Source organism: Serratia sp. JSRIV001, assembly GCF_019968745.1.
In the GTDB taxonomy this organism is placed as follows: domain Bacteria; phylum Pseudomonadota; class Gammaproteobacteria; order Enterobacterales; family Enterobacteriaceae; genus Chania; species Chania fonticola_B.
On record NZ_CP074147.1, the window covers coordinates 2,228,982 to 2,253,368 of the forward strand.

17 protein-coding genes and 1 pseudogene are annotated in these 24,387 nt (G+C 55.1%); 16 read left to right on the top strand and 2 right to left on the bottom strand.

The window, feature by feature from the left end:
* Positions 1-10: 10 nt before the first annotated feature.
* From tagH to KGP17_RS10170, 16 genes and pseudogenes are all read left to right on the top strand, one after another.
* Positions 11-1,315 carry a type VI secretion system-associated FHA domain protein TagH gene (gene tagH, locus KGP17_RS10095; RefSeq protein ID WP_021804823.1) on the top strand — a complete coding sequence of 435 codons (1,305 nt, stop codon included), beginning with the start codon at positions 11-13 and terminating at the stop codon, positions 1,313-1,315.
* Positions 1,312-1,818, top strand: a complete 507-nt coding sequence (tssJ, locus tag KGP17_RS10100) for a type VI secretion system lipoprotein TssJ (RefSeq protein ID WP_021178399.1) — start codon at positions 1,312-1,314, stop codon at positions 1,816-1,818. The genes tagH and tssJ overlap by 4 nt, the downstream gene beginning before the upstream one ends.
* Before the next feature lie 2 nt (positions 1,819-1,820).
* Positions 1,821-3,167 (top strand): type VI secretion system baseplate subunit TssK, encoded by a 1,347-nt coding sequence (tssK, locus tag KGP17_RS10105; protein WP_021804821.1) that lies wholly within the window; start codon positions 1,821-1,823, stop codon positions 3,165-3,167.
* Positions 3,167-3,934, top strand: a complete 768-nt coding sequence (gene icmH, locus KGP17_RS10110; protein ID WP_021178397.1) for a type IVB secretion system protein IcmH/DotU — start codon at positions 3,167-3,169, stop codon at positions 3,932-3,934. Before tssK ends, icmH begins: the two co-directional genes overlap by 1 nt.
* Before the next feature lie 9 nt (positions 3,935-3,943).
* Positions 3,944-6,547: a type VI secretion system ATPase TssH gene (tssH, locus tag KGP17_RS10115; protein WP_021178396.1), complete on the top strand. Its 2,604-nt coding sequence runs from the start codon at positions 3,944-3,946 to the stop codon at positions 6,545-6,547.
* Positions 6,544-7,326, top strand: a complete 783-nt coding sequence (locus KGP17_RS10120) for a helix-turn-helix domain-containing protein (protein ID WP_021178395.1) — start codon at positions 6,544-6,546, stop codon at positions 7,324-7,326. The genes tssH and KGP17_RS10120 overlap by 4 nt, the downstream gene beginning before the upstream one ends.
* A gap of 2 nt (positions 7,327-7,328) precedes the next feature.
* Positions 7,329-7,994, top strand: coding sequence for a type VI secretion system-associated protein VasI (gene vasI, locus KGP17_RS10125; protein WP_223499243.1), 666 nt, complete (start codon positions 7,329-7,331; stop codon positions 7,992-7,994).
* 5 nt (positions 7,995-7,999) lie between these two features.
* Complete coding sequence (gene tssA, locus KGP17_RS10130; protein ID WP_223499244.1) at positions 8,000-9,394, top strand: type VI secretion system protein TssA; 1,395 nt, start codon at positions 8,000-8,002, stop codon at positions 9,392-9,394.
* Between the two features lie 31 nt (positions 9,395-9,425).
* A complete protein-coding gene (tssM, locus tag KGP17_RS10135; RefSeq protein WP_223499245.1) occupies positions 9,426-12,959 on the top strand; it encodes a type VI secretion system membrane subunit TssM in 3,534 nt (1,177 codons plus the stop codon).
* Between the two features lie 60 nt (positions 12,960-13,019).
* The gene (locus KGP17_RS10140) at positions 13,020-14,408 is read left to right on the top strand and encodes a VasL domain-containing protein (RefSeq protein ID WP_209554643.1); all 1,389 of its coding nucleotides are present in this window, start codon (positions 13,020-13,022) and stop codon (positions 14,406-14,408) included.
* A 388-nt stretch (positions 14,409-14,796) separates the two neighbouring features.
* Positions 14,797-16,773, top strand: coding sequence for a type VI secretion system tip protein VgrG (locus tag KGP17_RS10145; protein WP_209522389.1), 1,977 nt, complete (start codon positions 14,797-14,799; stop codon positions 16,771-16,773).
* A gap of 22 nt (positions 16,774-16,795) precedes the next feature.
* Entirely contained in the window at positions 16,796-17,215 is a 420-nt protein-coding gene (locus tag KGP17_RS10150; protein ID WP_021804814.1) for a DcrB-related protein, read from the top strand.
* An 18-nt stretch (positions 17,216-17,233) separates the two neighbouring features.
* Positions 17,234-21,964: an RHS repeat-associated core domain-containing protein gene (locus KGP17_RS10155; RefSeq protein ID WP_223499246.1), complete on the top strand. Its 4,731-nt coding sequence runs from the start codon at positions 17,234-17,236 to the stop codon at positions 21,962-21,964.
* 14 nt (positions 21,965-21,978) lie between these two features.
* Positions 21,979-22,500, top strand: a complete 522-nt coding sequence (locus tag KGP17_RS10160) for a hypothetical protein (RefSeq protein WP_037374974.1) — start codon at positions 21,979-21,981, stop codon at positions 22,498-22,500.
* Between the two features lie 350 nt (positions 22,501-22,850).
* Positions 22,851-23,381 (top strand): annotated as a pseudogene (locus KGP17_RS10165) (RHS repeat-associated core domain-containing protein); the annotation flags it as partial.
* A gap of 4 nt (positions 23,382-23,385) precedes the next feature.
* Positions 23,386-23,733, top strand: a complete 348-nt coding sequence (locus KGP17_RS10170; protein WP_037375168.1) for a hypothetical protein — start codon at positions 23,386-23,388, stop codon at positions 23,731-23,733.
* Between the two features lie 62 nt (positions 23,734-23,795).
* Here the strand turns inward: KGP17_RS10170 and KGP17_RS10175 are convergent, their stop codons facing one another.
* Positions 23,796-24,131 carry a SymE family type I addiction module toxin gene (locus KGP17_RS10175; protein WP_021804810.1) on the bottom strand — a complete coding sequence of 112 codons (336 nt, stop codon included), beginning with the start codon at positions 24,129-24,131 and terminating at the stop codon, positions 23,796-23,798.
* A complete protein-coding gene (locus tag KGP17_RS10180) occupies positions 24,128-24,352 on the bottom strand; it encodes a SymE family type I addiction module toxin (protein ID WP_223499247.1) in 225 nt (74 codons plus the stop codon). Before KGP17_RS10180 ends, KGP17_RS10175 begins: the two co-directional genes overlap by 4 nt.
* Between the last annotated feature and the right edge of the window lie 35 nt (positions 24,353-24,387).

The window sequence follows — 24,387 nt, forward strand, 5'->3', positions numbered from 1 at the left end:
AAGAGAGATCATGGATAAACAGCAACCGACGCTATCATTGCGAGTCGTCAATAGCGACAGATTGGAAAGTGGCAAACCGGCCAGCAGCCTGTTTAATGCACAGGGTGGGGTGGTGGGCAGTGACGGCAGCCATCATTGGTCTATTCAGGATCAGGGCGGCAATATCAGCCCTTCACAGTTTGCCATTGAATGGCGAGATGGGTCCTTTTGCCTGCGGGTGCTCAACGGTGCGGTGAGTATTAATCAGTCGATGCTGACGGCAAACTCCGGTTTGGTGCGCATCCAGCAAGGTGACGAGATCAGCGTAGGCAACCTGGCCATCAAGAGCCATATCAGCCGCTCGAACGCCGATATGATCGATCCGCTGATGGTTTCGCCGGAATCGCTGGTCTCCAGCTACAGCAACCCGCTGGAAGCGATGATGGAAGGAGGCAATGCGCAGCCTTCCCATCATGAGCAGGACAACCGCCTGGCCGCCACGGTCGCTAACGGTTTCAGCCACGACCCGCTGCGGGTATTGGAAACCGAAAGCCTGACGATGCACGAACCTCTGAGCACCCTCACCGGTGCCGATCAATCATTACAACAGGATCGCTACCGCGATCCGCTGTTCTCTTCTCCACTTTCTGATATCACCAAGGACAGTGCCATGGATCAGGAGTTTATCGATCTGCCGCAAATCAGCAGTTTTCTTTCCGGCCAGCAGGCACCGTCAGACAGCAAGATGGAACAGCAGCACGTGGCGATCACGCCGCTGATGCGGGGTTTTGGCGCGCAACTGCCAATCCGCAACAGCCAGGAGGCCAATGACTTCCTCGAAGAAGCCGGTAAAACGCTCAGGGCTGCCATTGAAGGGTTATTGGCTTTGCAGCGCAGCCAACACGGCCTGCGGGACAAACATCTGCGCCCAATCGAAGATAACCCGCTGCGTCTGAATATGGACTACGACACCACGCTCAGCCTGCTGTTTGCCGATCAAAAAAGCCCGGTCCACCTTTCCGCCCCGGCGGCGGTGGCCGAGAGCCTGCATAACCTGCGCCTGCACCATCAGGCCAACCAACAGGCGATTGCCCAGGCGTTGAGCACCATGCTGGAAGCCTTCTCCCCAGAGCGACTGCTGACGCGCTTTAGCCATTACATGCGCAGCAACGAGCGCCAGGAACAAGACTCCGCCTGGGCCTGGGAAATGTACAAAAACTACTACCAGGAATTGGCCTCCAGCCGCCAGCAGGGCTTCGAAAAGCTGTTTGGCGAAGTGTATGAACAGGCTTACGACCAGGCGCTGCGCCAGGGGATGAAGGACAGCGAACGATGAAAGGTGGCAGAGGATACTTTCTGACGACTGCGCTATGCCTGGTGCTGATGCTGTCAGGCTGCACGATATGGAAAAACAAGAAGCCGGAGCGCGCTACCGAGCAGCCTTCTACGCTGCGGTTGACGCTGCTGGCGGACGCGAATATCAACCCCAATGAGAAAGGCGAGGCCGCGCCGACCGAGATTGCGGTGGTGTACCTGAGCGATGATTCCAAACTGCTGGCCGCCGACTACGACCAGCTCGACACGGAAATACTGAAGAAAACGCTCAGTAAGAACTACATCGACCATCAGGAATACACCCTGCTGCCGAGCCAATATAAACCGTTACCCGCTATTGAGCTGGAAGAGAAGACCCACTATCTGGGGGTGATTGCCTACTATGCCGACGTTGATCGCGCTGAATGGAAAAAAATCATCAAGATCAAAGATGTTGGTCATAACTACGGCGTGCTGATCCACGTTAAAGCGGATGAAATCGACTTAAGGAAAGAGGAAGAATAACCATGCCGACCAAGAATCGGGTGATCTGGCGCGAAGGCCTGTTCATTAAGCCACAACACTTTCAACAGCAACAAAGACATAACGATTACCAGCTGCAGCGCCGTATCACCGCGCTGACCAATTACACCTATGGCTTCCACTCGCTGCAGATCAATCAGGAACTGCTCAAGCTGGGGCGTATCGGCTTGACCAACGCCAGCGGCAGCATGGCCGATGGCACGGTGTTTGATATTCCTTATCAGGATTGCGCGCCCAAGCCGCTGGACGTACTGAACTGCAACGATGCCGCCAGCCGCGATATCTATCTGGCGTTGCCGATGCTCAACGACACCATCAATGAGGTTGCCAGCCCGCACAGCCCACTGCCTGGGGCGATCCGCTACGCCGAACATACCGATGACGTGCGCGATTTGCATACCGACGGCGGCGATGTCAGCCAGCTGCTGCTGGCCCAGTTGGCACCGCGTTTGATGCAGGGCTCCGAAGATCTCAGCGCCTATTCCGTGCTGCCGGTCTGCCGCATTAAAGAGAAGCACCCGGACGGCTCGCTGATCCTGGATGAAGAATTTATTCCTACCTGCACCACTCTGCACGCCTCCGTACAGTTGAAAGACTTTATGGATGAAGTGGAGGGTACCTTGGTGGAGCGCGCCCGGCTGTTGGCCAAACGTATCGGTTCGCCGGGCCAGCAGGGGATTGCCGACGTGGCCGAATTCATGATGCTGCAGGTGTTTAACCGCATGCAGCCTTTGTTCACCCATCTGTCTCATCAGGCGGTGCTGCACCCACAGGATTTTTATAGCCACCTGGTGCAAACCTGCGGCGAATTGCGCACCTTTACCGACGAATCACGTCTGGCAGGCAGCTTCATCGTTTATAACCATGACAACCTGACCGATTGCTTCCAGCCGCTGTTCCTGGCGATGCGCCAAACGCTCAGCACGGTGCTGACACCGCGTGCTATCTCGGTACAGCTGCATCCACAGCCTAACGGCATTCGTGTGGGGACGATCAACGATAGCGATCTGTTGCGCAGCGCTGACTTTGTGCTGGCCGTTCGGGCGCAGATCCCGCAGGAACAGCTGCGTCGACAATTCGTGCAGCAAACCAAGATCACCTCGCTGGAGAAAATCCGTGAGCTGGTTAGCCTGCAACTGCCTGGTGTACCGCTGGTGGCGCTCTCTGCCGCCCCGCGTCAACTGCCTTACCATTCCGGCTATACCTACTTCATGTTGGATCGGCAAAGCCCGACCTGGAAAGAGGTCCTGCAAAGCAATGCGATTGCCTTCCACGTTTCGGGTGACTTCCCTGAACTGGATATGCAGTTCTGGGCGATTAGGAGCAGCTAATGAAAATGCATGCCGTCACGGATAACCCCGCGCTGCCCGAAACGGAAACCGTTACTTCGTATCGGCAATATCAGCTCCCGCTGCGCGGCGAGAGCCTGAATGCGATGGTGGACGCCGCCACGCCGTTACTCGGCATGGTGCTGCGCTTGAAAGATATGGAAAACCAGCCGCTGCCAGACCAGCTTTATCAGCAGGTGGTAACGGATATCCGCGCCATTGAGCAGTTCCTGCAAACCAAAGGCTACGAGCCAGGGGCGATCGTTTCGTTCCGCTACGTGCTTTGTACCTTTATCGATGAGACGGCGTTGGGGCACGGTTGGAATACGCAAAATGGCTGGTTGCAGCAGTCCTTGCTGGTGCATTTCCATAACGAAACCTGGGGCGGCGAGAAGGTGTACGTCCTGCTGGAACGCCTGATGGGCGAACCCAAACGTTATCAGGATCTGCTGGAGTTCATCTACCTGTGTTTCTGCCTGGGTTATCGCGGCCGCTACAAGGTGACATTGCAAAACAGCGATGACTTTGAACGGCTGTTCCGTCGGCTGCATCACCAACTGCAACAGCTGCGCGGTGAAGCGCCTGCGACCGTCTTGCACCAGAAACAAAGCCGCACCGGCGGGCGTTATTACCTGAGTAAACGGTTGACCATCAAGCACCTGCTATGGGGTGGCTTAGGCCTGTTGACGGTGATTTACCTGTTCTATGCCATCCAGTTACATGGACAGACTCAGGATATTTTGCAGCAGCTAAACAATTTATTGAGCTAGGAAGCACAGATGATTCAAATTGACTTGCCCACGCTGGTAAACCGCCTTAATCCCATCGCCCGCCATGCCCTGGAGGCCGCGGCGGCGCACTGCGTCAGCCTGCAGGAAGCGGAAGTGACGGTCTCGCAGGTATTAATGCAGATGGTCGCCAGCCCCTTAAGCGACGTCAGGGTGATCCTTAATCATGCTGGCGTGGACACTGACGCATTGCGTGAGTCACTCGATCAACGTATTTCAGGTTATCAGTCGGTCACTCAGGCTTATCCCAGCTTCTCCCCTTTGCTGGTGGAGTGGTTGCAGGACAGTTGGCTATTGGCGTCGGCCGAAATGGATCACAGCCAGCTGCGCGGCGGGGTGATGTTACTGACCTTACTGCTGAGCCCTATGCGTTATTTAACACCGGCGGCCAGCCGGTTGTTATCCCCGGTGAATCGCGAGCTATTGCGCCAGAACTTTGCTGACTGGACCGCCGATTCCGCAGAAGCCCCCCGGGTAGCGAAAGCGGGCGATAAAACCGCAACTGCCGCCGCCAATGGCGAAAGCCTACTGGCGCGCTATGCCAGCAACATGACCGAGCAGGCCCGTAAAGGTACGCTAGATCCGGTGCTGTGCCGCGACGAAGAAATCGACCTGATGATCGATATCCTGTGCCGCCGCCGCAAGAACAACCCGATCGTGGTGGGTGAGGCAGGCGTGGGTAAAAGCGCTCTGATCGAAGGCCTGGCGCTGCGTATCGTGGACGGCCAGGTGCCGGAAAAGCTGCGCAACAGCGAACTGATGACGCTGGATCTCGGCGCGTTGCAGGCCGGTGCGGCGGTAAAAGGCGAGTTCGAAAAGCGCTTCAAAGGGATCATGGCGGAAGTTGCCCAGTCGGCCACGCCGATCATCCTGTTTATTGATGAAGCCCATACGCTGATCGGCGCGGGTAATCAGCAGGGTGGCCTGGATATCTCTAACCTGCTGAAACCGGCGTTGGCGCGCGGTGAGCTGAAAACCATCGCCGCCACCACCTGGAGCGAATACAAAAAGTATTTTGAGAAGGATGCCGCGCTGTCGCGCCGTTTCCAACTGGTGAAAGTCTCTGAGCCGAGTGCCGAAGAGGCCACGGTGATCATGCGCGGCCTGCGCACTATCTATGAGAAGGCGCATGGCGTGCTGATCGACGACGAGGCTCTACAGGCGTCGGCGGTGCTCAGCGATCGCTATCTCTCTGGCCGCCAACTGCCGGACAAGGCCATCGACGTGCTCGATACCGCCGCCGCGCGGGTGGCGATCAACCTGACTTCGGCACCGCGTCAGGTATCGGCACTGAAAACGCAGCTGCACCAGCAGGCGATGGAAATCCAGATGTTGGAGCGTGAACAGCGCCTCAACCTGAGCCAGCCGGATGAGCGTTTATCGGTGTTACAACAACAGCGCGCTGAGATCGAACAGCAACTGGCGGACCTGAATGCCAGTTGGCAAACCCAGCAGCAGTTGGTGCAGCAGATCATCGCCCTGCGGGCAGAGCTGCTGACGCAGGAAGAAAACGCGACGGAAGAACAGGTTATTAATCTGGCTGCGCTGGGTGCCGAGCTGGAACAACTGCAACAGCATCAGACCCTGGTTTCTCCACACGTGGATAAACATCAGATCGCGGCAGTGATCGCCGAGTGGACCGGCGTGCCGTTAAACCGCCTGTCGCAGAGTGAACTGTCGGTGGTCACCGAGCTGCCAACGTATCTTGGCGAACAGATCAAAGGCCAGGAAACCGCGATCCACTGCCTGCATCAGCATCTGCTGACCGCCAGGGCCGATTTGCGCCGTCCGGGTCGCCCAATGGGTGCTTTCCTGCTGGTGGGGCCAAGCGGCGTGGGTAAAACCGAGACCGTATTGCAGATCTCCGAGCTGTTGTACGGCGGGCGCCACTATCTCACCACCATCAACATGTCCGAGTTCCAGGAGAAACACACCGTTTCGCGCCTGATCGGTTCACCGCCGGGCTATGTGGGCTATGGCGAAGGCGGCGTGTTGACTGAAGCCATCCGCCAGAAACCCTATTCGGTGGTGCTGCTCGATGAAGTCGAAAAAGCCCACCCCGACGTGCTCAACCTGTTCTATCAGGCGTTCGACAAGGGTGAACTGGCCGACGGCGAAGGCCGCATCATCGACTGTAAAAACGTGGTGTTCTTCCTGACCTCCAACCTGGGCTATCAGACCATTGTCGATCACGCCGAACAGCCGGAACTGCTGGGCGAACTGCTTTATCCCGAGCTGGCGGCCTTCTTCAAACCGGCCCTGCTGGCGCGTATGGAAGTGGTGCCTTACCTGCCGCTGGGCAAGGACACGCTGCAAACCATCATCCACGGCAAGCTCAAACGCCTGGATAACCTGCTGCGCCAGCGCTTTAACGCCGAAGTGGTGATTGAGCCTGAGGTGATCGAAGAGATCCTGCTGCGCGCCACCCGTGCCGAGAACGGGGCGCGCATGCTGGAGTCGATTATCGACGGGGCGTTGTTACCACCGGTTTCCCTACTGCTATTGCAAAAAATGGCGGCAGGTACGGCAATCAGCCATATCCGCATTGCCACGGAGGGAAATGCGTTTACCGCACAGGTCGAGGAGGCGCTATGAGGCAACGGCTGAAATGCTTACTGGCGCTGCTGGAAAACGATTCGGTCGAGCATTTGGTCCATGGCTTTTTGACGCTGGATCACCACCGTCACGGGTTCGACGGCTTGATGGTGGCGATGTTCAACGCCAGTGAGGGGCAGTTGGAATGCCTCCGCCTGTCTGATGCCAACCGGCGCGCTACGGTGAAGCTGGAAGCCGATATCGAAGACACCAACCACCCTTTGGTGCGGGTGCTGCGTAATGGCGCGCCCGAAGTCTGGTACGCGCTCAATCGCGGGGTGCGCATTGAAGATGACGGTTTTCGCGGCTTTATTGAGGCGTTGCCCAACGGTTGCAGCATGTATGGCGTACCGCTGTTTGATTTTCAGGGGCGGGCCTGCGGGGTGATTGCGGTGTTTGCCGAGGATATCGATCGATTTGTGGACAGCCGGGGCATGTTCTCTATCTATTGCCAGATTTTTCAGCACCGCCTCAACAAGCTGCAAGAGGTAGAGCATCTGCGATCGCAACTGGTCCAGCTGCGATCGATGTTCAAGGTGCGTGAAAAACAGTTGGATGAGCTGATGGTCTCGCTGAGCACCTCCGACGTTTCCACCTCGCCAGAGCTATCACGCGATTACAGCAAGATAGATGACCTGTCTAGCGCGGTGGAGGCGTTTGAAGCCGCGGTACTGACGCAGCGCCAGCGTCTGTACGGCAATGACAAAAACCGCATCGCCGACAGCCTGGGGATCACGCCGCGCACCCTGGGTTACAAGTTGGCGAAATACAGGTGTTAGCTATGAATACGTGGTTATTGATCGGTTCGTTACTGCTTTCCGGCAGCCATTCAGCCACCGAGTGGCTAAGTGGCCTGTCGCTGTCGCAGCCTGAAGGGGATGCGCATCAGTTGGCGCTGCTGATGAACTGCCGCAGTGAAAGCTCGCCGCTGGTGCGTCTGGACTGTTACGACAACGCGTTGTCAGCGGCCAGCGGCGACAATCCTGGTCAGGTACAGGCCGGGCCAGCCTGGCAGCGAGCCATGGCGCAGGAAAAAGGCCGCCGCGATCACTCGACGGCATTCCTGATAAGCGAAGGGCAGGGCAACAACCGGCAGGTGGTGCTGACCACGCCAGCGATTGGTGTGCCACCACCGCGGCCAGTGCTGATGCTGAGCTGCATCGACAACATTACCCGTTTGCAGATCGCCTTGGTCGGTCCGCAAAAAGACGGTGCGGTGACGCTAACGGCGGATAGCGACCGGTTTAACGTGCAGTGGTTCCTGCGTGAAAACGGCTATCTGCTGGAATCCAGCCGGGGCCTGGCCGGTATTGATGAAATCAAGCGGTTGATGTCGGCGCAGACGCTGACGATCGACGGTACCAACGGCGGGTTACCCCGTCTGACATTTAATATTTCGCAGTTAACGCCAGCGCTGAAACCGCTGCGTAACGCCTGCCACTGGTGAGGACTATGGATAGCACGTCACAACATCCCTGGCATGCATTATTGCTGACGCCGCTGACGCCCGAGCAGACCGCCAAGGCGTTGGCCGATGACGATCCGCAATGGGAGCATATCGACAGCCAGATGGTCAAAGTGGGTTCACTGACCCACAGCTCGCTGAATATCGATGACCTTCAGCAGCAGGCGATGGCTCTGCTGTCGCAAAAAAGCAAAGACTTCCGTTTGGTGGTGCACCTGCTGCGTACCTTGCAGCACGGCGGCGAACCGGGCGACCTGATGCTGGCGATCTCCTTGCTGACCGCCTACGTGCAGAACTTCTGGACCAGCGCCTGGCCGTTGAACCCGCTGCATAAGCGCCGCTTTGCCCAGCAGATCCTCAAGCGTTTTGACAGCGCCAGCGGCAGCTTTAGCCAACGGGCGACGGATGCCCAACGCCAGGATGTGCAAGGTTTGCTGGCACATCTGGCCCAGGTGTGGCACAGCGATGAAGCGGCCCTGGCGAAAGAGGTGGATAGCCTGCGAACCAGCTATGCGCGGTTGCCTACTCGCACCGTTGAACCGGTGGTTGAGGAGGAAGAACGCCCTCAGTCTGGTGCGGCATCGACATCAACCACTGCCAGCAGAACGATCAGCCCCAGCCTGAGCATTGATAGCTCCAGCGATAAAGCCTGGCGGCAAACGCTGCTGAAAATGGCGGATTTGCTGTGTGAACTGCACCCCGAGGCCGCCATTGGTTTCCGCCTGCGTCGTCATGCCCTGTGGGGCAGTTTGACCGCGCCACCGATAGCGCAGGCCGATGGACGCACGCCGCTGGCAGCCGTTTCTGTCGATCGCATGGCCGATTATCTGGGGCGCGTGGCCACTGCGGATCTGGCCCTGTGGCAACAGGTAGAACAGAGCCTGGCGCTGGCCCCTTACTGGTTGGATGGCCACGCGCTTTCGGCACAGATCGCTATTCGGCTGGGATACGCAGGGGTTGCGCAGGCCATACGCGACGAACTGAGCGCCTTTATCGAGCGCATGCCGGCGTTAACCACCCTTTACTTTACCGATATGACGCCCTTCCTCTCCCCTGAATCTGCCAGCTGGTTACAGCAGGATACGGGTGCCAAAGGGGGAGGTAACACTATTGAACAGGATGAAATTTGGCAATGCTATCAACAGCAAGGACTGGAAGCCGCGTTACAGATGATCGATCGGCAATCGCAGCAAGCCGAACCCAGGGACCGTTTTTACCTGCAATTGCTCAGCGCCCAGTTACTGGAAAAAGCGGGGATGACGGCGCTGGCACAGCAGCACTACCACAACCTGTTGCAGGTGGGGCAGCAAGTGCAGCTAAGCGAATGGGAACCGGCGTTGATCGCCTTGCTCACAGACAAGCAGCGGCAGCTCAAGCCGTGATGGCCAGGGAAGGGAACAGGAGCGTTAACGCATGAAATTGCCCTCATTTATTCATTTTGCCAGACCGGCCGTTCCGCGCATCAAAGCCTCGGTGCCGGTGGTGCTGGCGCTGTTGGTCTGTATCGGCTTGATTTGGGTCTGGATTTACGGGCCGGAATGGAAGCTGAAGGATTACCAACCGTTCGAACCTTTGCTGAGCCGCTGGTTAGTGACTGCATTGGTGGTGTTACTGGCGGTATGTTGGCTCACCTTCAAAATGGTGCGGCGTTTACAGCAGTTGGAAAAGCTGCAGCTGCAGGCCAAAACGCAGGTCGACGATCCGATCCTGGCCGATATCGAACAGCAGGACCAGTATCTGGGCGTCTGGAAGCAGCAGCTGCAACGGCGGCTGAATACCCCGGCTTATCTCTATCGCCTGCCTTGGTACATGGTGATTGGCACACGCAACAGCGGCAAAAGCACCCTGATTAAAGAAGGCTACAAGCTGACCGAAATCGCCAGCCCGGAACTGACCAGCGTGGAAGACGCCGGTGAGCTGCGCGTGCGCTGCTGGCTGGGTGAACAGGCCGTACTGATCGATCCGGCAGGTGAACTGATCGAGCAGCCAACGCTGTCCATTGTGGGCAAAGCGGCGCTCAATAGCCGCCTATGGCAAAGCCTGCTGAACTGGCTGGTTGAACACCGTAAACGCCAGCCGCTGAACGGCCTGATCCTCACCGTCGATCTGCATCAACTGCTGACGGCGAACAAGGCTCAGCGCGAAAACATGGTTGCCAGCCTCCATCAGCGTTTGCAGGATGTGCGCCAGGCGCTGCATAGCCAACTGCCGCTGTACGTGGTGTTTACCAAACTGGACCTGCTGTACGGGTTTGAAGCGATGTACCAGACGCTGGATAAGGCGCAACGCGAAGCGGTGCTGGGGGTGACATTCAGCCTGAACGCCGCCGAGCCGGAGGTGTGGCGCAAAGAGTTGCAGCAGTTCTGGCAACAATGGATCGCCCAGTTGAACGGCGCGATGCCAGACATGATGCTCAACGGCGTTGATGCCGGGCAGCGTAGCCAGCTGTTCAGCTTTACCCGCCAGATGCAGGGCCTGCAAGAATATGTGGTGCAACTGCTGGAGGGGATCCTCTACAGCGGCGATCATCAACAGCCGCTGCTGCGCGGTATCTACCTGACTTCTGCCCAACAGCGCGGACAGATGGATGACGTGTTTACCCAGTCTGCCGCCGTGCAGTATCACCTGTCGCCGCAGGCCTTCCCAACCTGGCCGGTCGCCGAAACGACCCCATACTTCACCAAAGAGCTGTTTAATCAGGTGTTGCTGGCGGAACCGAATTTGGCGGGGGAAAACGGCCTGTGGCTGCGTAACTCCAGAAAACGCCTGATGGTGTTCTCCTGCGTGGGCGCCGTGGTGGCGTTGACGCTGTGGGGTTGCTGGCAATACTACTATCAGAGCAACTACCGTGCCGGACAAGAGGTTCTTGCCCAGGCCAAAACCTTCCTCTCCATCCCGACGCCGAAGGGTGACGATCGCTATGGCAACCTGCAGCTGCCGTTGCTGAACCCGATCCGTGACGCCACGCTGGCTTATGGCAACTACCATGAGCGCAACAGCCTTTTGGCGGACATGGGCCTGTATCAAGGCAACAACATCGGCCCTTATGTGGAAAGCACCTATCTGCAGCTGTTGCAGCAGCGCTTTGTTCCGGCGTTGATGAGTGGCCTGTTGGAGCAGTTGAATGCTGCGCCTTCAGGCAGCGAAGAGAAACTCGAGATCCTGCGTGTGATGCGCATGCTGGAAGACGGCAGCGGCCGCAACGTGGCGCTGGTGGAACAATTTATGGGCGACCGCTGGAGCCAGCAGTTTAACGGCCAGCGCGAAGTGCAACAGCAGTTGATGGGCCATCTGGACTATGCGCTCAAGCACACCGATTGGCGTGCCGCGCGGGAAAGTGGCGATCAGGTTGCCATCAAGAACTTTATCCCTTATCGCCAGCCGATCCAGCTGGCACAGCGCGAGTTGAGCAAGCTGTCGATTTATCAGCGGGTGTACCAGAACCTGCGCATCAAGGCACAGGAAGCACTGCCTCCGGCCCTGAACCTGCGCGATCAGATCGGTGCCAGCTTTGATGACATCTTTATCTCCAACAACGATCGCCTGCTGGTGGTGCCGCAGTTCCTGACGCGCAACGGTTTGCAGAACTACTTCACCAAGCAGAATGACCAACTGGTGGATCTGACGGTGATGGACAGCTGGGTGCTGGATCTCAGCAAAAACGTCGAGTATAGCGAGGCGGATCGCAAAGAGATCCAGCGGCAGGTGACCGAGCAGTATATCGGTGACTATACCGCCACCTGGCGTGCGGCGATGAATAACCTGTCGGTCGGTGAGTTTGAAGATCTGCCGCAGGCGATCAGCGCCATCGAACAGGTGATCAGCGGCGAACAGCCTTTCCGCCGTGCCTTGCAGACGCTGAGTGATAACACCCGGCTGCCTGCGGTGCCTGACGCGTTGCAGGGTAAAGAACGCCAGGAGCTGATGCAAAAATCCGATTATCAACTGCTGGGCCGCATCAATCGCGAGTTCGCGCCGGAAACCGCCGTGCTGTTGGAGAACGGTGACAAAGGCAGCGTGCTGCAAAGCGTCTACCAAAAGCTGACCGAACTGCACCGTTACCTGCTGGCGATCCAAAACTCACCGGCACCGGGTAAAGCGGCCATGAAGGCGGTACAGCTGCGCCTGGATCAAAACAGCAGCGACCCGATCTTCGAAGTTCAGCAGTTGGCGAAAAACCTGCCGGAACCGCTGAACCGTTGGGTCGGGGATTTGGCCGAGCAAGCCTGGCGCGTCGTGATGATGGAAGCCATCCAATCGTTGGAGGTCGAGTGGAACGAGACGGTGGTGAAGCAGTATCACACCTACCTGGCTGGCCGTTATCCGTTCGATCCTAAGTCGCAGCAGGACGTGCCGCTGAGCGAGTTTGAACGCTTCTTCGGCCCGAAAGGCACCCTGGACAGCTTCTACCAGCAGAACCTGAAGCCGTTCGTGGATAACAACCTGAGCAGCGGCAGCGACGGGCAACTGTTAATCCGCCCAGACGTGCTGCAACAGCTGGCTCAGGCGCAGAAGATCCGCGAAACCTTCTTCTCGGCACAAAACGGCCTGGGCACCCAGTTCGCCATCGAACCGGTGGTGCTGAGCGGCAACAAACGCCGCAGCGTGCTGAACCTGGATGGGCAACTGCTGGATTACGCCCATGGCCGCAGCAATATGGTGCATCTGGTTTGGCCTAACTCCATGCGGGCCGGGGTAGAAAGCAAGGTAACGCTGGTTCCGGATGAAAACGGCAAGTCCCCGCGCAGCATCACCTTCAGCGGCCCTTGGGCACAGCTGCGGCTGATCAACGCCGGTGAGTTGACCAACGTCGGCACCAACTCGTTCGACGTCCGCTTCAAAGTGGACGGCGGCGAGATGACCTACCGCATCCATGTGGATGAGTCCGACAACCCGTTCGCTGGCGGTCTGTTCAGCAAGTTCACTCTGCCAGACACGCTGTATTAATCGTTGTTATCCCGTCTCTCTGCCGCGCTTGGCAGAGAGACGCTTTAAGGATGAGTCCGCATGAGCGAAGCCTCAGAAAATATCATCATTCAAACCGGCGGCGATCCGCGCCATTGGCCGGAATTCAGCGCCATTCGTGAAGAGATCAACAAGATCAACCACCCGGCGCGGCCAGAGGTTAACTGGCGCCTGATTGAGTCGCTGGCGTTGACGCTGTTCCGCACCAACGGAGTCGATCTGCAAACCACGGTGTACTACGCCCTGGCGCGTACCCAAAGGCACGGGCTGGCCGGGTTTACCGAGAGCTGCGAGCTGTTGGCGGGCATGGTGGTCAGCCAATGGGAACGACTGTGGCCAGAGCAGCCGCAGGCCCGCTCGGAAATACTGGAGTGGTTCAACGCCCGCGTCGGTAGCCAACTGCGCCAGCACGAGTTCGGCATTGACGACCTGCGCCTGGTATACCGCGCCGAGCGGGCGCTGCAACTGCTGTGCGACAAACTGCAGCAGGTTGAGCTCAAACGCGTGCCACGCATTGAAAACCTGTTGTACCTGATGCAGAACACCGCCAAACGGCTGGAAGCCGCTCATGAAGCGGCCAAACAGCCACCGGCGCAACCGCTGAAGATGCCCTCGATGGTGTATCTCTCGGTGCCCGAAGCGGAGCCGATCCACACCTTGTTCTCGGGGGCAAAACCGGCCGCGAATGAACCCCCTCCGGCCTACGAAGAGCCCGCGCCACAGCCAATAGAACAACCGTTGCCCAATGTGGAAGTGCGTTTTGCACCGCCACCACCGGTCATCCCCAAAGCGGCCAAACGCGCTGCAACGGCTTGGGGCTTTGGCGGCGGTGTGCTGTGCAGCCTGGTGGTTGCCGGTGCGGCTTATCTGATGCAGGTCAAACCAATGCAGGAGCGGCTGGCGGGGCTGGCCGCCACCCCAGAAGGTTCGGTGCAGCTGTGGCTGGCCCAACCGACTCTGGACGGCTACGGCCAGCAACTGAACACTCTGGAGAACCTTTCTCCGTTGGCCGGGTTGCGTACCGCCGATGCCTCGGTGGCGCTGGCCAACCAGCTGTGGCCGACCGATCCGGAGCAGATTGCCCAAAGCCAGCGTTGGCAACGGCTGCTACAGGCGCGGCTCGGCAGCGAGCGGGCCGACAGCAGCTATTTCCAGGTGCAGCAGCGCTTGCAGGCGCTGTCGGACAAGCTGCTTGAACAGGAACAAACGCGCGGCAGCCTGACGCTTTCCTATCTGAAAACGCAGGTTTATCAGATGCAAAATGAACTGAACCGTGAAACGCCGCTGGAAGAGTTGCTGCGGCAGTTGGCGGTTTCGGTCGAACAACAACAACCGGCTTCACCGGTGCTGCTCAAGCAGATAGACGAGCGCTGGAATGCACTGCTCAGTCGCTATCACCAACTCACGCAGCAGGCAGCATCTGCCCGCTAACCTCCAGGAAGGAAAAGATATGTTTGCTGATGACAAGAAAAACGCCCCCAAGGGGGGCGTACAGCCGAAGAACATTGTGGCCACGGAGACGCCGTCAGTCAGTGGCGATCAGGTGGTGGATATGGTGGGAGCCGCGGCTGGCGCTGTAGGCGGCAAGGCGGGCAAGGTGGTATCGCAGGCGGCGGATATTGCTAAAAAGGCCGGTTCGATAGCCTCATCCGTAGGCATCAATCCTAAGAACATTGTCAGCGGGGGGAGCGCAGCGGGCATAGCCTCATCCGCGGGCGTGAAGCCGATGAACATTGTCAGCAGTGGTGGTGCCGCGGGCATGGCCTTATCTGCGGGCGTCAAGCCGATGAGCTTTGCCAGCGGCGGCAGCGCCACGGCGATGGCGTCCTCGGCTGCCAGTGCCTTGATGGGCGGCGCGGAACCGAGTGGGTTGCAGTTCACGCTCTCCACGGCGAACCTGCCTCCGCAGACCTTTGTGGTGGTGGATTTCAGCCTGACCGAGATGCTCTCTTCACCGTTCGTGCTGAACGTGGGCCTGGCCAGTGCCGATCCGGCCATCGACTTTGCCGCGGTGCTGGATGAAGATGCGACGCTGGTGATCAAGCGTGAAGGGGTAGTGCAACGCAGCATCACCGGCATGGTGGCGAGTTTTGAACAGGGCGATACCGGCCTGCATCAGACTCGTTATAGCATGGTGATCCGCCCGGCACTGTGGCGCACCACGCTGCGGCGCAACTCGCGCATCTTCCAGCAGCAGAGCATCGAAAGCATCATCACCACCTTGCTGAAAGAGAACGGCATCACCGATTTTGCCTTTGGCTTGCGTAACCCCCATCCGGCCCGTGAGTTCTGCGTGCAGTATCAGGAATCGGATTTTGACTTCATCCAGCGGCTGGCCGCCGAAGAGGGGATGTTCTACTACTTCGAATACCCCGAAGGCAAAAACATCGTGGTGTACACCGATGACGTGGGCACCCTGCCGCAGGGCGCTGTGCTGCCGTATAACCCAGGCGTAGCCTCTCAGGCGCTGGAGTTGTGTGTCACCACCTTCACCCGTAGCGCACAGGTGCGTACCGCCGTGGTGGAACTGAAGGATTACACCTTTAAAAACCCGCAGTGGTCGGCGGCCTTTAATGAACAGGCCAGCGAACTGCAAAATCAGCGGCCAGACTACGAACACTTCGATTTCCCTGGGCGTTTCAAAGATGAACAGCACGGCAAGGCCTTTACCCATTACCGCCTGGAAGCCCTGCGCAACGATGCCAACCTGGGGAATGGGCAGAGTAACGACTTTACCCTGCAGCCGGGGCTGCTGTTTACGTTGACCAGCCACCCGCGTAGCGATTTGAACCACCAGTGGCAACTGCTGAGCATTCAGCACAGTGGCAGCCAGCCTCAAGCGCTAGAGCAGGAGTCTGGTGGGCAAGGCACCACGCTGAGCAACCAGTTCGTCTTCCTGCCGCACACCCAGACCTGGCGGCCGACGCCGATGCCGAAACCGAGCATGGACGGCCCACAGATCGCGATGGTGGTGGGGCCCGCCGGGGAAGAAATCTACTGTGATGAGTTCGGCCGTATCCGCCTGCAATTCCTGTGGGACCGCTACGGTAAAAGCAACGACAACAGCTCATGCTGGATCCGCGTGACCCAACCGTGGGCCGGGCAGGGCTGGGGGATGTTGGCCATCCCACGTATCGGCCAGGAAGTGGTAGTTGATTTCCTGCATGGGGATCCGGACCAACCGATCGTCACCGGGCGTACCTATCACGCCAACAATATCCCACCGGGATCGCTGCCTGCCAGCAAGACCCAGATGGCGTTCCGCTCCAAGACCCATAAGGGCGAGGGCTTCAACGAATTGCGGTTCGAGGATGCCAAGGGGGGCGAGGGGCTGTTTCTGCATGCCCAGAAGGATATGAGTACGATTGTGTTGAATGATCGCAGTACAACCGTCATGGCTAACCATACCGAAACGGTTTTGAAAGATCAGACTATTGCCGTCATTCAGAATCATAACTTAACGGTGAGTGCCAATCACAGTGTGGCAGTACAAGGGGATCAGACCACGATAATTGGAGGCAAGCGAGAGGAAGCGGTACAAGGTCCTCTGCTGCTCTCTTCCGCGACAGGTATACGATTGGTCTGTGGTGATGCGGTGATTGAACTGGATACCGGCGGTAATATCAGTTTGATTTGTAAAAGTTTTAATTTTTACGGTTCTGCCAATGGCCAGCTTACGACGGGTGGTGTGCTGGATCTGAATATGGATGGTGGTGGGCCGGGTACTGAAGCTGGCCCTGACGCTGCGGCGATTAAAGCTGCCGTTAAAGCCATTTTCTCACCACCTAAAAAATAATAAGCATTGAAAGGGACGAAAAATGAAATATCAGATCCAGGAAGGTTGTTTTAGCCTGACAAATGGCTTCGAAGATGAAAGCATTAACATAATAAAATTCAAGGAACTACAGGCTGCATTAGTGGTTACTCGTGCCTGTCTGATGGAAGGGCAATCGCTGGAAGGATATTACGACCAGCAGATGGCGCAATTGAAACACGCCATGAAAAACTTTTTGCTGGATGAGCGGAAAAAGGTCACGGTCAACAGCCCTGACGAACAACGCCAGTCCTACCAGGCGCACTGTGAGTTCGATCAGAAGGGGCAGCGGATGTACCAGTGCCTGCTATTCACCGAAGCGCAAGGCCGACTATTGGTGATGGCCTATTCACAACCCAGGGCTTTTTCTAAAGCTGATTTTGCCCATTGGCAGGGAATTATCGATAGCCTCGTTCTTCACTGATTTGCAAAGGATAGCATCATGGCTGGGGATTTTCTGGCAGCAAAAAAAGATGACACATTAGCGCATACTTCGTTTTTGGCTGATGTTATTAGTGGCGTCGTCAAAGGGGCCATTTATACCGCCATTGGTTTAGCCGCGGTGGCGGCGACGGCGGCGACGGGAGGTGCTGCGCTGGCGGTCGGGCTGGCAGCGGGCGTTGCCGGTGGGTTTGTCTTGGGGGAGGCGATTGATGCCGTTTCTGACGGCATTGGTGAATTCTTTGGGGGGACCTCACTGGATGCGACCATTACGACCGGCTCGCCAAACGTAAAGACCAAAAGCCTGCCAGCGGCCCGTGCCGCAGGGAGCATTCCGCATGAACGTCTTTACGCTCTGATAGAAGACGAACGGCAGAATCCACCGAAAAACAAAGCATTGGCGATCGCCGAAGGCGTGGCGAAAAAAGCGTTTATGTTGACGCCACCAGGGATGTTAATGGCTGCGGGGTCAATGGCTAAGTCTCTGTTCAGCGAGAATAAAGCGGAACCCACTGCGCCGCCGCCACCCGATAATGGAGAACCCAAAAAAGGGTTTTGGGAGGGAGTTTGGGATGGCATTGTAGCCCCGGTGGCCGCCGCCAAAGATCCTGCAGCAACCCCCAAAGATCAAGACCTGATTGTATGCACCAAATGGCATGCCTTTGGCGGGCCATTATATCTGGCGGAAGGGTCAAAAAAAGTTCTTATCAACAGCCAACCCGCCAGCCGTAATGGTGATCGCAGTACTTGTGAAGCCGTGATCCAACATACCCACGGTGCGCCACGGGTGCGTATTGGCGGTGGTAGTGTGGTAGTGCGTGATATCAGAAGCGGCAAAAACCCGATAGCAGATTTTCTAGGGCAGATTATTGGCTCTGCCGGGGTGGGCCTGCTGGCCGGGGGATTACGTGCATTGCTCAGTGGAGGGCTGCGCAATTGCCTTAAGAAAGTAGGTTGTACCCTCGCATCGGAGGCGATTGGATCGGCGATCGGCGTTGGAGTGAGCAGTACTTTGGGGGGCGCGCTTGGTCAGGCGGCCTCCGCTGTCTCGAACCCGGTGAATGCGGCCACTGGAGCCAAGGTTTTGTACGGCGAAGAAGATCGTGACTTCGTACTACAAGGGCAATATCCGCTGTATTGGCAACGCATTTATAACAGCCGTAATGCGAACTCGAGTATTTTGGGACGTGGCTGGTCGCTGCCGTTTGAGGTTTCACTACGCCTGGAACCTTCGACCCGTTTTCCGGGTGAAGAGGAGGTTATCTATACCGACCGTTCTGGACGTGATCTGCCGCTGGGGATCATGGCGCTGGGTAGCACGTTCTATTATGTTGATGAAGGCTTCCGGATGTACCGCAGCCTCAATAACATCTTCCTGCGTGAAACCCCTGACGGTGATTATCAACTGTTTGAAGCCGATCCTCATCATATCAACCGGCTGCGACTGGCAAAATCCCTCGATCGCCATGAGAACAGCCTGACCTATCGCTATAATCCAGATGGGCAACTGACGCATATTTATGACGAGGTGCAGGCGGTATCGGTTCAGCTCCTTTATCACCCAGATCATCCGCAGCGATTACATAAAGTCTGCCAGCAGAGCGATGAGCATAACGAACGTGTTCTGGTGGAATATGGCTACAATGACGCCGGAGAATTAGTGACCGTTCAGGATGCGGATGGCCGAATTACCCGTCGTTTTGCCTATGATCTTGAACACCATCTGATGATCATGCACCAGTTCGTTACCGGATTACAGGCGAGATACCGCTGGCAATGGTTGACTGTACCGGACGAGCTTCGGGATGAGGGCGACCCTGAACAGCAGGGTTATATTGCAGAGCACTGGCTAATGGATGGTGAGCAGTGCCTGGAAGCCTATCAACTGGAATATGATTTGCCGCAACGGACTTTGCGCGTCAATCAAACCGGAGTCGGAACAAGCATACGGCGCTGGGACGTTCAGCACCAGATCACCGAGTATACCGATGTTTATGGTCACTGCTGGCAGTTTGAATGGAATGAAAAGCGACAATTGCGTTCCGCGACGGACCCGCAAGGCGGTATTTACCGTTTTGACTATGATGACCGTGGCAACCTCACTGCCAGTATCAACCCTGAAAATGAAAAGCTCTTCACCGAGTGGGATGAGGATTTTGCTTTCCCTCGTTCGCGAATATTGCCTAACGGTGGCGCCTGGTATTACCAATATGGCGCACGTGGCGATCTGATCTCTACCATTGACCCTGCCGAACAGATCACCCGTTATGATTACGATGACTTGGGTAACCTGATACGTCTGGTGGATGCCAAGGGTAACGAAAATCACTACGTGTACAACTCACGCGGGCAGGTGATCCGCCAAACGGATTGCTCCGGCTACATGACGCGTGTGGAATATGACGAGTGGGGACGGTTGCAGCGTATTACCGACGCAAGTGGGGCTGCAACCCAGTATCATTTTACCGCTGGCGGATTGTTGGAGAAGCAGAAACTGCCAGATGGGCGCGAACCTCAATTCGAGTATGACTCTTCAGGGCAATTGGAAAAAGTCATCAGCCCGGCGGGGGATATTACCCGTTTTGCCCGTAACCGTCGTGGACAGGTGACCGAACGTTGGGATCCCAAACAGCAGAGTGTACGTTTCCAGTACGATACTCTAGGTCGACTGATCCGTTTGTCGAATGAAAAGGGGGAGGCATATCGGTTTGAGTATGATGCGCTGCACCGCTTAACGGCCGAATATGATTTGAGTGGCCAATGCAAGCAATACCAGTATAACGCGTTAAGCGAGTTGGTTGCGCTGGCACATTTCCCGGACAGTGAAGCGGTTGCGTTACGGTATTCGCCTATCTTTACTCACTTTGAACGCGATGCTATTGGTCGGCTACGCGTCAAGATGACCCATGACAGTCGTACAGAATACCGTTACGAAAAGTTGGGGCTCACGATCACTCGTTTTACCCGAGCCGAATGGGCGCAGGCCGCTGTTGAACAGCGTGAACCTGATGCCATGGATTCGCTGGTGTTTAGCTACGACAATCAGGGGCAACTTACCGGCGAGAAGAATCATGGCGGTCAGTATCAGCATCACTATGATCCTTTGGGTAATCTGTTAAGCACGGTGCTACCGGATGGCCGCGCGCTACGTCATCTCTATTACGGTAGTGGACACTTGCAGCAAACGAATCTGGTTGAGGATGACCAGACCTGGGTGCTAGCTGAGTACGATCGTGACCGACTCCACCGGGAGGTTCGTCGTACCCAGGGCGATCTCCAGCAGCAGACGGAGTATGACGCTAGTGGTCGTATTGTGGCGAATATCACTCGCCTGGGTGCCCGTGCCACCGTCTTTGCTCCGGTTATCGATAAGCGTTATGGCTATGATGCCCGCGACAATTTGGTCGAACGGATTGTTAATTACGGGAATAGCGATCGGCCGTTCCAGTATGGGCCACGTGAGGATGAGCAATATCACTACGATCCGGTAGGCCAGATCGTCGGAAAAGCGAAAGGCTATGACTCTGCCGATTATCTGTATGACGCAGCGGCTAACCTCCTGGATCGTACGTCACCGATGGTGGTTCATAACCGGGTCATGAAGTTCGAGGGGTATACTTATCGCTATGATGCCTTTGGCCGCCTTGCTGTGCGCATCAACGAACGCAAGCGGATAAGGCAGCACTTCGATTACAACAGTGAGCATCGCCTGGTAGGTGTGCGGTTCGATAATCATCCCGACCTTACCCATGCGGAATATCGCTATGACGCATTGGGACGTCGGACGCACAAGGTCCTGCATCGTCGAGCCATAGAAAATACTCCGGTCTCTGAACCAGAAATTACGACGTTCTACTGGAATGGGATGGTGCTCAGTGGCGAGCACACCAGTGACAAACCGAAAAACAACGTCCTGTATACCTATAACAACTTTAGCTATGAACCGTTGGCTAGGATCGACACGTTCCACTATAAAGATGTGGAGACAGAGAAGACGCACCATTCAGTGGATGTGTATTACTACCATAACCATCTGAACGGAATGCCGGAAGAACTCACCGATGAAGCGGGTAGGATCGTCTGGCGTGGGCATGCCAGCCTGTGGGGGGAAGCGCTCAAGGAGGAGAATAAGCAATACGCGGTAGTGCCACAGAACCTGAAATTACAGGGCCAATACCTTGACAGAGAAACGGGGCTGCATTACAACACGTTCAGGTACTATGATCCGGCGATGGGGCGTTTCACCCAACCTGACCCGATAGGGCTAAAAGGTGGGCTGAATCTTTACCAGTATGCCCAGAATCCTCTCTCTTGGATCGATCCACTGGGGTTGAGTTGTGGTAGTACGACTGAGTCAGTATTCAGGGTTCAGGGGGGAATTCCACCGAATGCTAGCCGTAACAGAATAACTTTGAATGCTGCTAACAGTCCTAAAATTCAGCGTGGAACATTAAATATCAGCCTTGGAGATAGTTCCCATGCCCAACATTTCCTTGATATAAGAGGTGGTGGTGCGCAAGTAGTTAGTTTCAAAGTACCAAAGTGGATGGCGGATTTTATCGAAGAGAGCGCTATACCACAGGCTGGTTATCGTACTAACCCATTGAACCAAGGAGGATTGGCGCCAAAACGAGTTGATCCGACAACGCCCGGCCGATCTTATGAATTGCCTCCGATATGGGCGGAGTGGCTGGAAGAGGTTGCCATACCTGGTTCTGGGGCGATTAAATAGTTTTGAGGTGGTATATGAATATTAATAAAGATGAAGACGCTCTTGTTATAATAAAAAATAAAGGGGAATTTTACTGGTTTGCTGCTTTTAAAGAAATGTGGGTGTTGGATAGAATAAAGTGGATTAGTGATTTTATAAAGCATGGAATAGAAAGCGTTAACCTTGATGATCATAAGGAAAGGTATGATATAGCCATAGTAGATGAAACTAATGTGGGTGGTTTTATTCATCTTTTAAGGAATGATGGATATCTTTTTGATAAGGAAGATATAGCTAATGAATTTTATAAGCGTCTTTCTTTAGAAACCACATGGTGGGATATATACGATTTGCTTCCAGATCTATTCATTGATTTTGATTCTAGGAGGCTGTATTCTGAATATGTAGAGAGTATACATTACGAACAATATGTTCCAGATGGATGGGGCGGTGAGTTAGTGGACTTTTGTAAAAATGGTACACTTCCAGATCATGAAATGTTTTGGATCAGAAATGGAATGGATTACAGAAGTGAAATTATATTAAAAGGAAACTAGTTCTAATTTTTAATATATTTAAAGCTGGGAGGGGGATTAAGCTATCCCAGCTAAATATTTTTATTGATTGCAGTGCCTATATATTATCCTGTTGCTACGCTAGTATATTACCCTGCTTAACCTGAATCATCACCTTGCAGGGTATTACGCTGATTATGGCTCTATTGAACTCTAATGCTCGCTTGGTCGAGCATCGCGTTGATCTTAAGATATTCTTGAATCTCAATAATCTATATTAAGATTACCAATTGATTTAAAATAATTTTGTACAGATAAAGACTATCACAGTATGGCGGTAGCATATGAACTACGATGTAAAATCTATGACCGATTACAATCCGAATAGGTAGTACGACCCAGAGGTCAGCCGGTTTACGCAGCCTGACCCGATAGGGCTAATGGGGGGGCTGAATTTATACCGGTACGCGCCGAACCCGCTGGGGTGGATCGATCCGCTAGGACTTAGCAGCTTAAGTAGTATCCAACAGCAAATAGATGCGATCCTGCTAGAGCATCTCCCTGCGATACAGAAAATAGATCCAAACGCAACTGTTGGATACCGAGGTAGTGCCGCAAGCGGAATAAGTAAATCCCATGATCCGACTCTTGCTAGACCTATTAATCTAAAAGACTTTGATGTGGATGGGTTTATTAAATCGGATTACTTGGCAAGTAATAGTAAATTTACGAACAGGCGACGCGATGCAGCTCTGTTAGATGGTATGAAGTCAATAGAAGCATCTATCGATGCGAAGTTAAGACAAGCTATTCCAGGTTTAAGAAAGGAACCTTTTGGCTTTAGGATTTTTTATACGCATGAGCTAGATGGAATGGCCCGAAAAGGTGATGTTCAGAGAAGACTTGGGAAGTCGGGGTGCTAAGAATATGTTGAATACCAAGCGATGGTTGATCTTTGTATTAGAGGAAGATGTTCCGTTCAGTGAGTTGATTTTGAAGCTAGAACAGGCGTTCGGTATATCTCTTCCTTACAAGGATGATAAGGGGCGTGATATAGCAAAAGCTAAACTGACTGATTATGATGTGCGAGTGATTGATCGAATCGATCGCCTTGATGAAATGTTGTGCGATGACAACCATGTCATTGAGTTTATTATAACTAATGACGATTTTTTCACATATGAGTTCGAGTGTAAGATCAAGGGTTTTTTGGATAAGAATAAAATAAAGTGGAGCAGGTCTGTTTGGGCTCCAAATGATTTACCACAAAGTTAGTAAAGAAAGCAAAGCCGGATAAACGGCTTTGCTTTTGGTTACTGTCATAATTAAATATTACTTTACTGAGTCTGAATAACCACCTTGCCGGGCATTACGCTGATCGCCAGTGGTTGCCCGGTCAGGCCACACTGTGTCAGCCAGTCTCCTGCCAGATACAGCTCACCGTTATCCCGTATCCAGTCCGCACCAATATGGGGATGAGCGTCTACCTCAAATAATAACCGCTCAATCTCCCCCTCATCAGAAATCAATGTTATTACCAGCCCGTCTTGGTACGGTTCTATCTTAAATACAGTCCCCGCCACAAATCCCGCCTTGGTAATCTCCTCGCCATCAATAATCAGCTCAGGAATAACTCCGCCCGTGGTTGCCTGTAAAATATGTGTTCCGTTCATACATTGCCCTCCGCTTGGATAATCAATCTTCCTTGTTCAATATTAACCGTCACCGGCTGTCCGGTTAAAAAGCCGTGTTGTTCCAGCCAATAGCCCTTGATAAGCAGCTGTGGCGCGGGCTTCTTGATGCCTCGGTTGGGTGAATAGCCCACGGTGTAATGGCGTGTTGTCTTGGGTGCTTTATTTACAGTGGTGCCTGACTTAGAATCGCTCTTAGCCATAATCAACTCCTGCTTAGTTGCTTGTGGTGAGCGGC

Excerpts from the sequence above, each read along its gene's own strand:
- tssH (WP_021178396.1), top strand. The coding sequence starts at position 3,944 with ATGATTCAAATTGACTTGCCCACGCTGGTAAACCGCCTTAATCCCATC.
- tssM (WP_223499245.1), top strand. The coding sequence starts at position 9,426 with ATGAAATTGCCCTCATTTATTCATTTTGCCAGACCGGCCGTTCCGCGC.
- KGP17_RS10160 (WP_037374974.1), top strand. The coding sequence starts at position 21,979 with ATGAATATTAATAAAGATGAAGACGCTCTTGTTATAATAAAAAATAAA.
- tssJ (WP_021178399.1), top strand. The coding sequence starts at position 1,312 with ATGAAAGGTGGCAGAGGATACTTTCTGACGACTGCGCTATGCCTGGTG.
- KGP17_RS10180 (WP_223499247.1), bottom strand. The coding sequence starts at position 24,352 with ATGGCTAAGAGCGATTCTAAGTCAGGCACCACTGTAAATAAAGCACCC.
- tssK (WP_021804821.1), top strand. The coding sequence starts at position 1,821 with ATGCCGACCAAGAATCGGGTGATCTGGCGCGAAGGCCTGTTCATTAAG.
- icmH (WP_021178397.1), top strand. The coding sequence starts at position 3,167 with ATGAAAATGCATGCCGTCACGGATAACCCCGCGCTGCCCGAAACGGAA.
- KGP17_RS10175 (WP_021804810.1), bottom strand. The coding sequence starts at position 24,131 with ATGAACGGAACACATATTTTACAGGCAACCACGGGCGGAGTTATTCCT.
- KGP17_RS10120 (WP_021178395.1), top strand. The coding sequence starts at position 6,544 with ATGAGGCAACGGCTGAAATGCTTACTGGCGCTGCTGGAAAACGATTCG.
- KGP17_RS10155 (WP_223499246.1), top strand. The coding sequence starts at position 17,234 with ATGGCTGGGGATTTTCTGGCAGCAAAAAAAGATGACACATTAGCGCAT.
- tssA (WP_223499244.1), top strand. The coding sequence starts at position 8,000 with ATGGATAGCACGTCACAACATCCCTGGCATGCATTATTGCTGACGCCG.
- vasI (WP_223499243.1), top strand. The coding sequence starts at position 7,329 with ATGAATACGTGGTTATTGATCGGTTCGTTACTGCTTTCCGGCAGCCAT.
- KGP17_RS10140 (WP_209554643.1), top strand. The coding sequence starts at position 13,020 with ATGAGCGAAGCCTCAGAAAATATCATCATTCAAACCGGCGGCGATCCG.
- KGP17_RS10170 (WP_037375168.1), top strand. The coding sequence starts at position 23,386 with ATGTTGAATACCAAGCGATGGTTGATCTTTGTATTAGAGGAAGATGTT.
- tagH (WP_021804823.1), top strand. The coding sequence starts at position 11 with ATGGATAAACAGCAACCGACGCTATCATTGCGAGTCGTCAATAGCGAC.
- KGP17_RS10150 (WP_021804814.1), top strand. The coding sequence starts at position 16,796 with ATGAAATATCAGATCCAGGAAGGTTGTTTTAGCCTGACAAATGGCTTC.
- KGP17_RS10145 (WP_209522389.1), top strand. The coding sequence starts at position 14,797 with ATGGCGTCCTCGGCTGCCAGTGCCTTGATGGGCGGCGCGGAACCGAGT.